Below are 15,546 nucleotides of genomic sequence, written 5' to 3' on the forward strand. Positions count from 1 at the left end.
CATGTTCTCACCCTGGCAGTTAGCTAAAAAATACATACACTATTACTTTACAGCTTCCAATGGAAAGGGACATGGCGTTCATTCCCCTTTTGTTTTTGAATTCATCAAAAAAGTACTGAACGATAAACGCCACTTTGCTGCCTACGACCAGGTAGAAGCCTTACGCAAACAATTATTAGCCGATAATACCTGTTTACAGGTAGAAGATTTGGGCGCAGGGTCTGCCATCAGCAATACCAGTAAGCGCCCCATAGCACGCATTGCTAAATATGCAGCCAAATCAACGAAGTTCAGCCAGCTCCTATTTCGCATCGTCCAATATTACAAACCCGCCACCATACTGGAATTGGGCACTTCGCTGGGTATATCGGCTTCCTATATGGCATTGGCCAATCCTGCTGCCAGCGTCATCACAGGCGAGGGGAGTATCGCTATAGCAGAAAAGGCTGCTGCCAATTTCCGGCAGCTGGCAATACCTAACATAGAACTCGTACCCGGTAATTTTGATAATACCCTGCCGCAGATCCTGGCCCGCCATACCCCCGTTGAACTGGCATTCCTCGATGGCAATCACCGCCTCGAACCCACCCTCCGTTATTTTGAGGCCCTGCTGCTCCACACTACAGAGCATTCCATCCTTATCCTGGACGATATCCATTGGAGCGAAGAGATGGAACAGGCCTGGCAGCAGGTGCAGGACCACCCCGCTGTAACGCTTACCATTGACCTGTTTTTTATAGGCCTCGTGTTCTTTCGCAAAGACTTTAAGGTAAAGCAGCACTTCTCCATCCGCTTTTAAAGCCATAGCCGGACAGGTTGGACTATTAAACGCTTCCCAGCCAACTTGAAAAAAACATTTATATTAGTGTCCTCAACATTTATCAATTAAACCAACTCATGATGGAACCGCAATTCTCCGACGAACCACTATTTGAACTACAGGTCGATTACGACGCTGGCAATAAATTCAATGAAGCTACCCGGTGGGCAAAATTTATGTCCATTATTTGCTTCATCTGCATCGGCTTTGGTGTGATAGCAATTGCCTTCGGCAGTGCCGCGCTCACAATGGTGTTTAGCACTTATTGGCCAGGGGTTGAAACCATTGGTGGAATGATAATAGCCGTTATTGTTATTGTACTGATCATTTTTACCTACATCACCATCCTCCTGTATCGTTTTGCTACACTGGTAAAGCAAGGTATTGAAACCCAGAATCAGGGCGTTTTTAATGAAGGGCTTAAGAATCTTAAGAACTATTTCCTGATCAATGGCATATTTGCTTTGTTGGGTATCGTATTTAACGCAATCGGTTTACTGGGCAAAATCTTTTAACCCCCCTTAATTAAATGTATCAATATGGAAAATAATAGTAACCAGGGAGATAATTTATTTAACCTGAGTATTGAAGGTGCTGCAAGAGAACTTTTGCAAACTGCGGCTACCTGGGCGCGTATTATAGCCATTGTGGGATTTATAAGCGGCGGCCTGTCTTTGATCGGCCTCATCTTTGGTTCTCCCCAGGCTAATGCAGCAGTTGCAGCAAGCAGTACACTGATCTCGTTGCCCTTTATTGCACTGGGCGTTATTATCAATGTTTTCCTTTTTAAGTTTGCGACCAACATTCTTGGTAGTCTCGCCAATATGAGTCAGGTCCAGTTCAATGAGGGCATCAATAATTTAAGGACCTACTTTAAGATCATTGGCATACTGATCATTATCGGCTTGTCATTAGTGGTGTTGATCGTCATGTTTTATGGGCTAGGCAGGGGACTGAGATAGACAATAAATGATATCCATAAACGTTCTGCTAAACATTACCTCATTAAAACAACCCTCTTTTCATGGAACAATCTAATGAAAGCCTCTTTGCCCTGGAATTTGATCACCAGGCAGCAAGCTATATCACCGAATCCGCCAAATGGAGCAGGTTCCTGGCCATCGTTTGGTTTATCATATGTGGACTATTTGTCCTGTTTGCCCTTTTTGCCGGTAGCCTTATTGCAAGCCTCTACAGCAACACATTATACGGTGGCGCAGGAGCTGGTATAGGCGGTATGATGATTGTTATTTACCTGATATTGGCGGCTATCCAGGTTGTTCCCAATATATTCCGTTACCAATTTGCTACAAAAGCATTGCGGGCTATCCGGACCAATGACCAGGCTTTGCTCAATGAATCTTTGGGCAAATTAAAGACCTATAATAAATACTGGGGTGTAGTAACGATTATTATCCTTAGCATCTATGTATTGATATTTCTCTTTGCTATTCTCGCAGGTACAATGAGATAGAAACTAATTCAATGCACGTAATGAAAGTACCTGTAGCTGTCTGCTGCAGGTACTTTTTTATTTTTTAATTCGTAGAGTAATAATTGTAATCCTTCAGCAGCGTTTGCAGGAACTCAATGGAGTCCTGGTCACTGTCCATCTTCAGCTTCGACTTGATCCGGTCGCCGATCTTCATGGCCAGCTGGTAGTCGTTCTTTTTACGCACACTTTCAATGATGCTTTTGAGCGTATTGATATCCCGGTCACTCAATTGCATAACCTGCGGGTACCGGGGCTTGTAAGTCGATTCTACTTCCGTAAAGACCGTATCCTGCCAGGAGGTGCGGTTCTTTAGGTCAATTAAAATAGTGCCCGCCAGCAGGTCACCTATCCGTTGCGATTTGGGGGTGAAGATCACACAGGCCAGTCCGATGAAGATGAGCGGTAATATCCACCAGGGCAATACCTCGTTCAATACTGCGCCCAGCAGCCACCAGGGAAAATCGATCATCCTGAACAGCCAGCGGATCAGGTATTGGCCAATACTGGGCTGCCCCCCTTCCTCCGTGATCACCTTAATACGCAAGGCCATTTTTCCCAGCGTCTGCCCATTCATGGTGATTTCGCACAAAGGGAAATACAGCAATACCGGTATCCCGATCATGATCTGTTTCCAGCTCACGCCAAACATCGGCACATCGATAATAGCCGTCATCAGTTCCAGGTAGATCCAGCACAAAAACATATCGATCAGCCACGCAAACAAACGTTTGTGGAATGGGGAAATGGGGAACTCCACTTCTATGTTAAAACCCGTATCTAACTTAACCAACAACATATTGCAACAATAGAGGAATAAATTCGTTTAGCATCCTGTAAACGCTCTTAAAATTAATTAATTATACCAAAATCACGAATTATACGAATTATGCAATGTACACCGGTACGGAGAGCGGGAAAAACAGCAATAACGCTGATTATCAGTCTTTGTTCAATGAACTTTTTCGTGTAGGTTTGAAAACATAAAACATACGTCCGGTGAGAGAAGGCCTTTTTCTGAAAAAAAACATCGATAAATGGAAGCAGTACCAATACGAGGCAGCTTCCAATCCCGACGAAATGGCCCAGCAGTTTACCGAGCTGGTCAACGACCTGGGATATGCCAAAACCTTTTACCCCCACAGCAAGGTTACCCAATATCTCAACGGGCTCGCTTCTAAGATCTACCTGGGCATCTACAAAAATAAAAGGGAAGAGACCTCCCGTTTTGTACGTTTCTGGAAAACAGAACTGCCCCTTACCGTACGCAAATACCACCGGGAGTTATTATATTCTTTCCTCATCTTTACCGCCCTGGCCGTAATGGCTGCCTTTTCGGCCGCCCATGATGAAACCTTTGTACGGGGCGTACTGGGTGACCGTTATGTGGAAATGACCGAAGACAATATTGCCAAAGGCGACCCCTTTGGTGTCTATAAGGATGAGAACAAGATCGCCATGTTCCTGCGCATTGCCCTCAACAATATCCAGGTATCCCTCCTGGTATTTGTAGCCGGCATCTTTGTATCCATTGGCTCTGCCTGGTTCCTTTTTAAGAACGGCATCATGTTGGGTGCCTTCCAATACATGTTTTTTGCCAAAGGACTCGGATGGCCCTCCGTATTGGTCATTTGGGTACACGGCACCCTCGAAATATCTGCTATCATTATTGCCGGCGGGGCAGGGTTCATCCTGGGCAACAGCATACTCTTTCCCGGAACACGCAAAAGAATAGACTCTCTCAAGAGAGGTGCCAAAGATGGACTGAAGCTAATGATCGGGCTGGTACCCGTATTCATTGTAGCTGCCTTCCTCGAAGGATATGTAACCCGGTATTCCGCCATGCCGCAGTGGCTCAGCATTAGCATCCTGGCCCTGTCGTTTAATTTTATATTGTGGTACTTTGTGCTCTATCCGATCCGGCTGGAAAAAAAGAACCGTCATATTAAATCATTGTCGTAACCTCCCATGTTCCCTGTTTTACTAAATACAAGGTTAAGAAGTACAGGCAGGCTCTTTTTATACATCGCCTTCCTCTGGATGCCCTGTATGGCCGTAGCCCAGGAAGAGGAGCCCGTCGTAGATACCACAATAGTGACGATAGAGGATTCCGTTGTTGCTCCTGTGGAAAGTGAAGATTATAAGCAGGAAGACTTTACCCCCGTGCAACCCGAATTACGGATCGTGCCCGACTCATCAGTCAATAAGCTGAAGCGCGATGAAGCTTTTGCTTATGCCAATGACTCAGCCTATTGGACCAAAAAAGCCAAAGAGCCTGTGAAGAGAGAGAAGGGGTTTTGGGATTATTTCTATGAATTTTTCTCCGGATCAGGCGTGCGTACCGTTACCTATATTATACTGGGCGTGATCTTTGTCCTCATCATTTACCGCATCATTGTCGTCAACAACCTGTTCATGACCGCTGCCTCCCGCCGGAGAAAGGAGGGCGTACAGGAACTGGAGAATGAAATTGATGACAACGACTTCGATGGCAAGATCCAGGCCGCTATACAGGAGCGCGATTTCCGTGCAGCTATCCGGTTTATGTACCTCAAATCGTTGCGCTCCCTCAATGATAAAGGATGGATCCGCTACCATGCCCAGGGCACCAACTACGAATACATTAGTCAGGTACATCCCTATGGTGTTGGCAACGAGTTCCGCTTCCTTACCCACGTATATGAATACGTCTGGTATGGTGAATTTGCCTTGTCCGAGGAACAGTTCAACCGCGTGCATCAGAATTTTCAACACTTTTTTAATGCTGTAAGACCGTGAGGCGTTCACTCCCATACATATCTTATTGCCTGCTCCTCATGGTTATTGTGGGTTGTAGTTGCAACCAGTCCAAGCGACTCAATGAGCGCGTAACCCTGTGGCGCAATGATAAAATACCCTATGGTACTTATTATGCCCATGAAAACCTCCAGCGCATCTTCCCGGAAGCATCCATTATCAACCATAAAACATCCCCCGATCCCTACCAGAAAGCCAGCATCCGTGATGCTTTCGGTCAATATGATGACAATGTAGGTAAAACCTGCTACCTCATCATCGCCAACGAAGTAATGCCCGATGACAAGGAAATAGAAGGATTGATTGGACTCGTCAGCAGAGGCGCCAAAATATTTATCTCTTCTTCTTCCATCGACGAAACCCTGCTCGACAGCCTGCAATTAAAAACCTCCCTGTATACCGGGTTTTACAATAGCCATGATTCACTCTCTGTACAGATAAGCGATCCCGTATCCTGGAAAGAAAGCACGTACACCTATCCCGGTAAGGCTTTCGACAATTATTTCAGCTATCTGGATTCTTCCATCACTACCGTGTTGGGAAAGAATGAGGATGGCAAGGCCAATTTCGTAAAGATATCCTACGAGAGTGGGGGCGCTTTTTACATTCACCTCGCGCCCATGGCCCTCACCAATTTCTTCCTCCTGCACAAAGAGAATAAAGCCTATTACGACCAGGTTTTATCCTGGCTTCCACGGAATATCGAAGTGGTGCGCTGGGACGATTATTTCCGCAACAGCACCAGGGGAGAAGGTAAGGACGGCAGCGGCGCCAACAATGCCTATAAAGCACTCGGCTGGCTGCTCAATCAAAAATCCTTTGCCTGGGCCGCAGGATTACTCTTGTTGTTATTACTCCTGATCTACCTCGTTGAATCCAAACGTAAACAACGCATCATACCCGTTATCCAGCCATTGAGGAATGCTTCCCTCGATTTTGTGAAGACCATTGGCCGGATGTATTTTCAGCGAAAGGACAACAAGGATCTGTCGCACAAAATGACCGTACATTTCCTGAGCTATGTGCGCAATCGCTATAATATCCGCTCATCAGTAATGGATGAAGATTTTGTGAAAAGATTGACCTACAAAAGCGGGTACGACCAGCAGGCTGTACAGGCACTCGTGTATGACCTGCAATTTGCCCAGGATGCACCCCAGGTGTCAGATCATGCCCTGCTGGAGCTGAATCATAAACTCGAAACCTTTTATAAATACGCCTGATGGCGTGTATAATTCTAAATAAATAACGCCTGATACATGGAAGAGACTTTTTTTGAACTCCGCACCGATCTTAGTTCCCTCCAACAATCGGTAGAAACACTGAAAGCCGAAATAGGTAAAGTGGTCGTAGGGCAGGAGCAAATGGTGGAATTGTTGCTGACAGCAGTGCTGGCAGATGGGCACGTTATTATCGAAGGGGTGCCCGGTGTAGCCAAAACACTCACCGCTAAATTGCTCAGCAAAAGCATTTCAATAGGCTTTTCCCGCATTCAGTTTACTCCCGATCTCATGCCAAGTGATGTGATCGGTACTTCTATATTTAACCCGAAGGAAACATCCTTCCAGTTTAAACAAGGGCCCATCTTCAGCAATATCGTGCTCATCGATGAGATCAACCGGGCGCCCGCCAAAACCCAGGCTGCCTTGTTTGAAGTGATGGAGGAAAGGCAGGTCACCGTTGACGGGCATACCTATGCCCTCGCGGCTCCTTTTATGGTGGTGGCCACACAAAACCCCATAGAGCAGGAGGGTACCTACCACCTGCCCGAAGCCCAGTTGGACCGTTTCCTGTTTAAGATCAATGTTACCTATCCTACATTGGAACAGGAGTTTCGCATCCTGTCCAATCATCACCATACCACCCTCAACAGCATGCTGGGCGAAGTAACAGCCGTTATATCGGCAGCGCAGATCGAAACTTTGCGCCACCAGGTGCGTACCATCCGCATTGAAGAGAAACTCATCAGCTTTATAACTTCCATCGTTGCCAATACCCGCAACCATAAGTCTATTTACCTGGGTGCTTCTCCCCGCGCATCAATTGGCATCCTCAATGGGGCCAAAGCACTGGCCGCCATGCGTGGACGCGATTTCGTAACGCCCGAGGATATCATTTTTATCATTCCCCCTGTTTTACGTCACCGCATTGTACTCACCCCCGAAAAGGAAATGGAAGGCGCATCTACCGATGATGTGATCGCCCAGGTGATACAAAGCATTGAAGTACCACGATAGGGGGAAGATGCAGAAGTATAATGTTCAGCAATTCAAAAAAGCAATCAAAGACCGGGTAACAGAATCCTACATTCTAAATCCTAAATTCGAAATTTCACATTGCGCTTCTACAACAACTATATCAAGCCCCTCTACTTCAGCCGCCGGTTCTACTGGTCCCTGGCCGTGGTAATTGCTTTATTCCTGGTATCTTATGCCTGGCCATTCCTGTTCCGGATAGGGCAACTCGCTTTCCTGTTTGTGGCAGTTGTCATGTTATTGGATTATGTCAACCTGTTCTTCAATAGAAAAGGCGTGACAGCAGTACGGGAACTCACCGAGCGCTTTAGCAATGGCGATGAAAATAAGGTACAGTTGGTATTGAAGAACCATTACCATTTTCGCGTTCACCTCAAGGTCATCGATGAAATCCCCATTCAGTTCCAACGCAGGGATTTTGAATTGTCTACTTCCCTGGCAGGCGAAGAACAACAGCGCCTCGTCTATCAATTACGTCCCGTAGAACGGGGCGAATACATCTTTCATGATACCAACCTCTTTATAAAGAGTCCGCTGAACGTAGTGGTGCGCCGCATCAAAATAGAGCAGGAGCAAATGATCAAGGTATTTCCTTCCTACCTCGCCCTGCGTCAGTTTGAGCTGATGGCCCATTCCAATAACCTCGCGGAAGCAGGCAGCAGGAAACTCCGTAAGATCGGCCATAGCCTCGAGTTTGAACAGATCAAGGAATACGTTACCGGCGATGATATACGCAGTATTAACTGGAAAGCTACCGCCCGCAAAGGTGGCCAGCTCATGGTCAATAACTTCATGGACGAGCGCAGCCAGCAGGTGTATTGCGTCATTGATAAGGGCCGCGTCATGAAAATGCCTTTCGAAGGAATGACCCTCCTCGATTATGCCATCAATGCTACCCTCATCCTTTCGCGCGTAGCCCTCATCAGACAGGACAAAGCAGGCCTCCTCACTTTTGCTGAGCAGATAGGCCATTTCCTGCCGGCCGACCGTAAGGCTGCACAGATGGGTAATATCCTGGAAGCCCTCTACAACCAGCAAACCAAATTCCTGGAGACAGACTTTGAGAAACTGTACGCACTCATTCGCTCACGTGTTACACAACGCAGCCTCATTGTACTATTTACCAATTTTGAATCCCTGGCAGGTTTGCAACGGCAGTTACCCTATATCAGAAGCATTGCCCGTAGCCACCTCGTGTTGGTCGTATTTTTTGAGAACACAGAATTACGCCAGCTCACAGAGGCAAGGGCCAATGATATCGAATCCGTGTATGTGAAGACCATTGCCGAAAAATTTATCCATGAAAAGAAACTCATGGTAAAAGAACTCCAGCAGCATGGTATCCTCACCATCCTTACTGCGCCGGAAAACCTCACCGTGAATACCATTAATAAGTACCTCGAATTGAAAGCTAAGCAGGCAATCTAAAATTCAAGCTAGCCCTCTTTCCTGGCTTCACTGTATTTGCTCGCAGCTCGTAGCTCACAGCTCGCAGCTTTTCCTTTATCTTCGCCGCATGGAGCAGGCCATCAATATATTCTCCGACGGACAGGTATTGCTGATCAACAAGCCACTGGAGTGGACTTCTTTCGACGTGGTACGCAAACTGAGGGCACAGATGAAGATTAAAAAGGTAGGTCATGCAGGGACACTCGATCCCCTGGCTACCGGCATGTTGATACTCTGTACCGGCAAGTTTACCAAGCGTATCAATGAGTACATGGCCCAGGAAAAGGAATATACCGGCACCATTACCCTGGGGGCTACCACGCCAACCTACGATCTCGAGAGCGAACCTGAAAATTTCAAAGCCTACGATTCCGTCACACCAGCACAATTGGAGGCCGTTACAAAACAGTTTACAGGCGAGATCATGCAGGTGCCTCCCATTCATTCTGCTATAAAAAAAGATGGTAAGCGCGTCTATGAGCTGGCCCGCAGGGGAGAGCATGTCGAACTGGAAGCAAGAAAGATCACCATCAGGGAATTTGAGTTCACCAATATTGCTTTACCTATTCTTCATTTTAGGGTAGTATGTTCCACCGGCACCTATATCCGTAGCCTGGCCAATGATGTAGGCATAGCCCTGGGCTGTGGTGCACACCTCAGCAGTTTATGCCGCACCCGTATTGGCGCATTCACTATTGATAAAGCAATGACGATGGAACAGGCCCAGGCAATGATCAAAGAAGCATTGGCGCAGTAAAATTGTATTAGCTCGCAGCTCGTAGCTCACTGCTCGCAGCTTTTAGAAAGGATACCCGATGCCCAACTGTAGTTGGCCGCTGGCGATATCTATCTTCTGGAACCATCCATAGTTCATATTCGCATAGCGTGGGTTCTTGAGCCGGTAAGCCCAGTCAAGACGGATCATGAAGAATTCAAAATCGAGGCGTAGGCTCGTACCAGCACCGAGCGCAATATCCTTGTATAGCCGGCTTAATTTAAAAGAAGCCTCCGGCACTTCCTGTCCATTTTGGTACTCTTTACTCCAGATATTACCAATATCAACAAATAAAGCACTGTTCACTTTCACGCCGGCAATCGTAGTAATGTTAAAACGATATTCAGCATTGAACTCCAACTGCATATTGCCAAACCGGTCTACCCGCGTGGTATCAGATGTGTCGTAGATCGTGGAAGAGCCCGGACCCAGCCTTCGCACCTGCCAGGCCCGCATGCTATAAGGGCCTCCTGCAAAAAAGGCCTTGAAAAAGGGTAGGTTATGTTCTTTGACGATCACTCCGTTCGTATCCGTTTTACCATAAATGAAGGCTACGCCCCCAAAAGCACGGAATGCCCAGGACGACCGCTTGCGGTTGATATAGTGCTTCACCTCCGCATCTACTTTCACAAAGCGCCGCAGATCACCCAGTTCCAGGCTTTTGATAAGTCCAAACAAGGCGCCGCTTTCCTCAATACGTCCCCGGATGATCACCAGGCGCTTGTCATTGTCAAACTGCCGGGCTGCTGTGGCACTGAAAACAGTGCTGATGATCATGCCATCATTAAAGGCAAACCGGTAGGCAGGGATAGCTTCCTCCAGTTTCCGCAAACTGTCTGTTTTATGCAGGTCCGTATATTCAAAATTAAAAGGCGTCAACACATAACTCTTCGTCCAGCGCTGCGTTGCATTATCCGGGTCCGAAGCCCGGGTCTTTCTCCGCGTCCATTCATAACCCCAGGAAGTATTGAAGGAGGGGGCTCTGAAAAAGTCGCGCCGGTCTGTGTAAGCGCCTGTCAGGTTCAGCACCGTACGCCGGGCCAGCGTGCGTTCATTACCCTCTGTCTTGCGTGGAAACCAGTCCAGCAGGAATTTGGGCAGGATGATCTTGGGGAAGTAAATATTATGCGAAAGACTCGCCTGCAGCGTTTGCACCAGGTGCGTACCGATCTCAATACCAAACCTGGCATTCGTACTGGTCTGGATCGCTTCCCGGTAGGCATTGCGGTTCAGCAGCCGGAAGTTAAGTCCCAATCCAAAATAAGTGCCCTGCGAAAGGAAGTCACTTACGTTACGACTCGTTTCGAAATCCACATTGAGACTGTGTTTCATGGCCGGATAGAGCCGTAGCACCGCATCCAGCAAGGGCACACTGTCATACCTTTCCTGCAGCGTAAGGTCCACATTTTGCCAGGCGCCCAGTTGGTTAAATGTATTGATCACCCGGTAATAGCGGCGCTGCGAATAAGCCGTACCAGGCCGCAGGCGGATATTGGTGGCAATGAACGGCAGCTTGAACCGCCTGGAATTAAAGAAGAATTGATATCCCTGGATAGTCGCGCTGTCTTTCGTAACCGGCACAGAATCTTCCAGGATCGATAGATCGGGGTATACCCGCACATTACCCATATAGAATTTACGGATATGCGCACTGTCCTTCAGCGGCCGTTGTCTGATCGTTATATTGATCGTAGGCTTTTCCCGCTTTTTGCTCAGCGAGTCCAGCAACCGCAGCTGCTCAAAAGGGTCGAGCGTAGGGTCGATCAGGGCCGCTACCACCGTATCCCGCTCTGCATAAATATTCTCCTTCGAAAACTTATAATAGCCACTGTCCCGGTAAATAGCCAGTAACCGGTCAAGCTCCCCATTCACCTTTTGATCAGAGTAAGGTTCCCCTTTTTTCAGCAGCGACCCATTCATTGATTTGAGCGCCAGTGCCTGCAGTTCCGGCGTTTCCAGCGCATACCCGATCGAGTCCAGACGCATGGCTATTCCCGGCGTTACCGTGAAAGTAGTGTAGACCCTTTTTTGTTCCCCATGTTGTTTATTGGCAACCGTATCAATGTAAAAGGTATCCTGAACCACCGGGTTGAAATAGCCCAGCGAATGGAGCAGGTTTGTAATGAATATTTTCGACCGCCCAATGTTTAAGGAGTCAAAAACAGGCGGATTTTTGAGCGCCCGGAAAAACACCCAGGAGGAGATCAATCTTGTCTTCAGGCTGTCATCTACCTGATCCTGCAGCTTGGTTTGCAATTCCAGCCGGTCATACTCCGGTGTTTTACCCACCAGGTTGATCGTCGTCCGGTAGGGGAATGGCTTACTGGAATTATAATTCCTTACTGAACAGGACGTAGCCAGCAGCATACAGAGCAGGCCATATAAAGACCATCTGGAAAATGTAAAAAAGGTAACTTGCCGGCCGGATGTCATATAACTTATAAACGAGGTGCAATGTTGGTTAAATCGCAGGTCAAATATATTCAAAGTTTAAGCCAGAAAAAATCAAGAGATGAAGAAGGCGTATTTATCGCAGAAGGCCCCAAGTTAATTAACGAACTCTTAAGCACACCCAACGTACAGCTAAAGCAGTTGTATGCGGTGCCGGAGTGGATAAGCCAACACCCCCAAATGCAGACTGGTAGCGTTGTTGAGGTCAAAGAGCAGGAGTTGGAACGCCTGTCTTTTCTCCAGACACCCAACCAGGTGGTAGGCGTTTTTCGTAAGCCCGTATTTCCTAAAATCACCAGTTACCGGGGGCAGCTTTCCCTGATGCTCGATGCCATCCAGGACCCCGGCAATCTCGGCACCATCATCCGTTGTGCCGACTGGTTTGGCATCAATACCGTCATTTGCAGCCCGGAATCTGCCGACGTTTTCAGTCCCAAAGTGGTACAGTCAACCATGGGCAGCATCAGCCGCGTGCAGGTCATATACGAAGATCTGGTCCCCTTTATGGAGCAGCATGCCGGTATCCCTGCCTATGCAGCTACCCTGCACGGCACCAGTTTGTACGACCTGCAGCCATTGCAGCAAGGCATACTCGTCATTGGTAATGAGTCAAAAGGTATCCGCGAAGAATTATTGAAACTTTGCCGCCACCGCATCACCATTCCCAGAAAGGGAGAGGCCGAATCCCTGAACGCCGCCGTAGCTACCGGCATCATCCTATCGCATATCGTTCGATAGCTACGAGCAAATACAAAGCGATGGGTTTAATGGCTAAAGGCTGTTGGCTCGCAGCTCGAAGCTCGTCGCTCGCAGCTGGTCTTAACTGAATCGAATGGCTTTCACCGGCTGTACTTTCTTGACAATGATCGTGGGGATCAGCAGTACCAGGAAGCACACCAGGAAGGTGCCCGCATCTACCAGCACCACATGCCACCATACCACGTCTGCTACCGCTTTGGAGATCCAGTAAGCCTCTTCCGGTAATGGAATGAAGCCATATCGTTGTTGCAGCCAGCAGATACCCAATCCGATCACATTGCCCAGCAGTAAACCAAAAAAGGTAATAAATGTACCATGATACAGGAATACCTGTTGCACAGTTTGGTTGCGGGCGCCCAGCGCTTTCAGCACACCGATCATGCGCGTGCGTTCCAATACCAGTATCAGCAGGCAGGTGATCAGGTTCAGCGTAGCGATCACGATCATAATGATAAGAACAATAGCGATCGTTTTATTCTGCAGCGCCAGCCAGTCGAAGATATTCGGATAAATATTCTTGATCGTGGTCGACTTCAGACCAATAGGCAGCTCTTGTACAATGTCCTCACTAACCTTGTCCATTTTATTATAATCATGCAGGAATATTTCATAGCCGCCTACCTGGTTGCTGTCCCAGTCATTCAGCCGCTGGATCAGCTTCAGGTCACCGATCGCAATATGCTTGTCGTAATCCTCAATACCCGTTTTGAAGATACCCGCTACCGTCAGCTTCCTGGGGCGGAAATTGGGATTCCCCCGCTGTATAAAATAAATGATCAGTTGATCATTCACCTTCAGGTTAAGCTGCGTAGCCGTATACACCGATAAATTGATCTCATTGCTATAGCCGCTATCCGTAAAATGTATCCAGCGGCCTTCTACCAGGAAGTTTTGTAAATTGTTGAAATCATAGCTTTTTTCTACCCCTTTCACCAATACCGCCTCAATGGTGGCCGCCGTTTTCAAAATGGCATTTTTCGTGGCAAATGCCTGTACCGTTTTGATTTCCGGAACCTTTTTCTTCAGGTGGAGGACCGAATCATTTTTGAGGATGGGCACTTCTTCTGCAATCGATACCGCCGTGGCATCAAAGCTCTGCACCCGCACATGCCCCCAGAAACTGAATACTTTCTGGCTGATCGTTTTCTGAAAGCCATTGGCAAAGGCAATCGTCAGGATCATAACAGCCACACTGATCACCGTGGCGCCTATCGAAAGGCGTATCACAAACCGGGAAAAGGACCGTTGTTGATTAAAAGCGATACGGCGGGCTATAAAGGCGGCGATATTCAATCGGCATTGATTTTTCGGTCGTAAAAATAACAGAAAGCAACCATACCATTCCAAAAAGCTGTCTTTTAGAGGATTTCTATAACTTCAGCACATGAAACGATGCATTCTATCCTGGTTATTACTGTCGGTTTTCCTGGTACAGCTCCTGCCTGTTCAGGCCCAGATACCCGATGCAGTCTATTCACCACGAATTAAAACAGTGCTGTTGCACCCTACCGGCAACCAGCTGGGGCCACCCATTATGCAACTCGGCGGTATCGGCTCCCTGGAGCTCCATTTCGACGACCTTGATGCCAATGTTAAAAATTACTCCTATACGTTTCAGCTGTGCAATGCCGATTGGACTCCCGCTATTCTCAGCCAGTTTGATTTTATCAGCGGCTTTTCACAACAGCGCATCAATACCTACCGCGTTTCCTCCATCGCCTTTACCCGTTATACCCATTACCAGGCCGCCTTGCCCGACAGGAATTGCATGCCCACCAAATCCGGCAATTATATATTGAAGGTTTTCCTGAATGGCGATACCTCTAAAACCATCTTCACCAAGCGGATGTTGGTATACAGGGAACAGGCCGCCATTACCGCCCAGGTACAACAGCCATTTAACGGACAGATATTCCGCACCCACCAGAAGATTCAGTTTAAAGTAGCGCTGAATGAAGGGTTGAATGTCGTCAACCAGTTTCAACAGATCAACGTAGTGATAATGCAAAATTATCGTTGGGACAATGCCGTCTCCAATATCCGCCCATCTTTCTTTTCCAGGAATGTGCTGGAGTACAATACAGAAAATGATGCTGTTTTTCCTGCTGGAAAGGAGTGGCGTTGGCTCGACCTGCGCAGCTTCCGTTTTCAAAGCGACCGGATTGAGAAGGTAAAATATGGAAATGGCAGTACCGATGTGATCGTCCGGCCCGATGCCAACAGAAGCAGCCAGCGCTTCAATTTCTTCCGCGATAATAATGGTATGTTCACTATCGAGACCACCGAAAGCGTCAATCCCTATTGGCAGGGCGACTATGCTACCGTCAACTTTACTTTTGTGCCGGGCAACAACGTCCCTTTTCCCGATAAAGATGTATTTATTGTAGGGCAATTGACCAACTACAACCTCAACGATTCGGCTAAAATGGTGTTCAATACAGAGAAAGGAGCCTATGAAAGGTCACTCTTCCTGAAAATGGGGTACTATGATTATTGTTACGCCACCATCGACCGCAACGATCCAAAGCGCAAAGCCTCTTTTGATTTCACCGAAGGCAATTATTGGGAAACCGAAAACAACTATACCATTTTGGTCTATTATCGTCCATTGGGTGGCCGCGCAGATGAATTGGTAGGTCTCACCACTATTAATTCACTCACCAACAGGCCTTAGCAATTATCGAATTATTGATTACTGATTAGTAGTGCCGTCATGAGTTGATTACTGCACAAAACGGTGTGTATTATT

At 47.4% G+C, this 15,546-nt stretch carries 15 protein-coding genes; 12 read left to right on the forward strand and 3 right to left on the reverse strand.

Annotated features, from left to right (window positions below):
• Window position 1 precedes the first annotated feature (1 nt).
• From D3H65_RS31620 to D3H65_RS31635, 4 genes are all read left to right on the forward strand, one after another.
• Window positions 2-799, forward strand: coding sequence for an O-methyltransferase (locus D3H65_RS31620; protein WP_119054142.1), 798 nt, complete (start codon window positions 2-4; stop codon window positions 797-799).
• A 98-nt stretch (window positions 800-897) separates the two neighbouring features.
• Complete coding sequence (locus D3H65_RS31625; RefSeq protein WP_162915906.1) at window positions 898-1,335, forward strand: hypothetical protein; 438 nt, start codon at window positions 898-900, stop codon at window positions 1,333-1,335.
• Window positions 1,336-1,359: 24 nt separating this feature from the next.
• Complete coding sequence (locus D3H65_RS31630; protein WP_119054144.1) at window positions 1,360-1,782, forward strand: DUF5362 family protein; 423 nt, start codon at window positions 1,360-1,362, stop codon at window positions 1,780-1,782.
• 62 nt (window positions 1,783-1,844) lie between these two features.
• Complete coding sequence (locus D3H65_RS31635) at window positions 1,845-2,294, forward strand: hypothetical protein (RefSeq protein ID WP_119054145.1); 450 nt, start codon at window positions 1,845-1,847, stop codon at window positions 2,292-2,294.
• A 64-nt stretch (window positions 2,295-2,358) separates the two neighbouring features.
• Here D3H65_RS31635 and D3H65_RS31640 read toward each other — a convergent pair whose 3' ends face one another.
• Entirely contained in the window at window positions 2,359-3,111 is a 753-nt protein-coding gene (locus D3H65_RS31640; RefSeq protein ID WP_119054146.1) for an RDD family protein, read from the reverse strand.
• Between the two features lie 200 nt (window positions 3,112-3,311).
• Between D3H65_RS31640 and D3H65_RS31645 the strand changes: the two genes are divergently transcribed.
• The 6 genes from D3H65_RS31645 (at window position 3,312) to truB (ending at window position 9,569) form a co-directional block, all read left to right on the forward strand.
• Complete coding sequence (locus D3H65_RS31645; protein WP_119054147.1) at window positions 3,312-4,274, forward strand: stage II sporulation protein M; 963 nt, start codon at window positions 3,312-3,314, stop codon at window positions 4,272-4,274.
• Between the two features lie 6 nt (window positions 4,275-4,280).
• Window positions 4,281-5,090: a DUF4129 domain-containing protein gene (locus D3H65_RS31650; RefSeq protein WP_119054148.1), complete on the forward strand. Its 810-nt coding sequence runs from the start codon at window positions 4,281-4,283 to the stop codon at window positions 5,088-5,090.
• A complete protein-coding gene (locus D3H65_RS31655) occupies window positions 5,087-6,331 on the forward strand; it encodes a hypothetical protein (RefSeq protein ID WP_162915907.1) in 1,245 nt (414 codons plus the stop codon). Before D3H65_RS31650 ends, D3H65_RS31655 begins: the two co-directional genes overlap by 4 nt.
• 36 nt (window positions 6,332-6,367) lie before the next feature.
• Complete coding sequence (locus tag D3H65_RS31660; protein WP_119054150.1) at window positions 6,368-7,345, forward strand: AAA family ATPase; 978 nt, start codon at window positions 6,368-6,370, stop codon at window positions 7,343-7,345.
• A 99-nt stretch (window positions 7,346-7,444) separates the two neighbouring features.
• Entirely contained in the window at window positions 7,445-8,791 is a 1,347-nt protein-coding gene (locus tag D3H65_RS31665) for a DUF58 domain-containing protein (RefSeq protein ID WP_119054151.1), read from the forward strand.
• An 88-nt stretch (window positions 8,792-8,879) separates the two neighbouring features.
• The gene (gene truB / locus D3H65_RS31670; protein WP_119054152.1) at window positions 8,880-9,569 is read left to right on the forward strand and encodes a tRNA pseudouridine(55) synthase TruB; all 690 of its coding nucleotides are present in this window, start codon (window positions 8,880-8,882) and stop codon (window positions 9,567-9,569) included.
• A gap of 42 nt (window positions 9,570-9,611) precedes the next feature.
• Here the strand turns inward: truB and D3H65_RS31675 are convergent, their stop codons facing one another.
• A complete protein-coding gene (locus D3H65_RS31675) occupies window positions 9,612-11,954 on the reverse strand; it encodes a BamA/TamA family outer membrane protein (protein WP_162915908.1) in 2,343 nt (780 codons plus the stop codon).
• A gap of 87 nt (window positions 11,955-12,041) precedes the next feature.
• Between D3H65_RS31675 and D3H65_RS31680 the strand changes: the two genes are divergently transcribed.
• The gene (locus D3H65_RS31680; RefSeq protein WP_119054154.1) at window positions 12,042-12,776 is read left to right on the forward strand and encodes a TrmH family RNA methyltransferase; all 735 of its coding nucleotides are present in this window, start codon (window positions 12,042-12,044) and stop codon (window positions 12,774-12,776) included.
• An 81-nt stretch (window positions 12,777-12,857) separates the two neighbouring features.
• Here the strand turns inward: D3H65_RS31680 and D3H65_RS31685 are convergent, their stop codons facing one another.
• The gene (locus tag D3H65_RS31685; RefSeq protein ID WP_119054155.1) at window positions 12,858-14,090 is read right to left on the reverse strand and encodes an ABC transporter permease; all 1,233 of its coding nucleotides are present in this window, start codon (window positions 14,088-14,090) and stop codon (window positions 12,858-12,860) included.
• 91 nt (window positions 14,091-14,181) lie between these two features.
• On the opposite strand from D3H65_RS31685, the gene D3H65_RS31690 reads away from it, so the two are divergent.
• Window positions 14,182-15,471 (forward strand): type IX secretion system plug protein, encoded by a 1,290-nt coding sequence (locus tag D3H65_RS31690; protein ID WP_119054156.1) that lies wholly within the window; start codon window positions 14,182-14,184, stop codon window positions 15,469-15,471.
• Window positions 15,472-15,546 lie beyond the last annotated feature (75 nt).

The sequence above is a fragment of the Paraflavitalea soli genome, assembly GCF_003555545.1.
Taxonomy (GTDB): domain Bacteria; phylum Bacteroidota; class Bacteroidia; order Chitinophagales; family Chitinophagaceae; genus Paraflavitalea; species Paraflavitalea soli.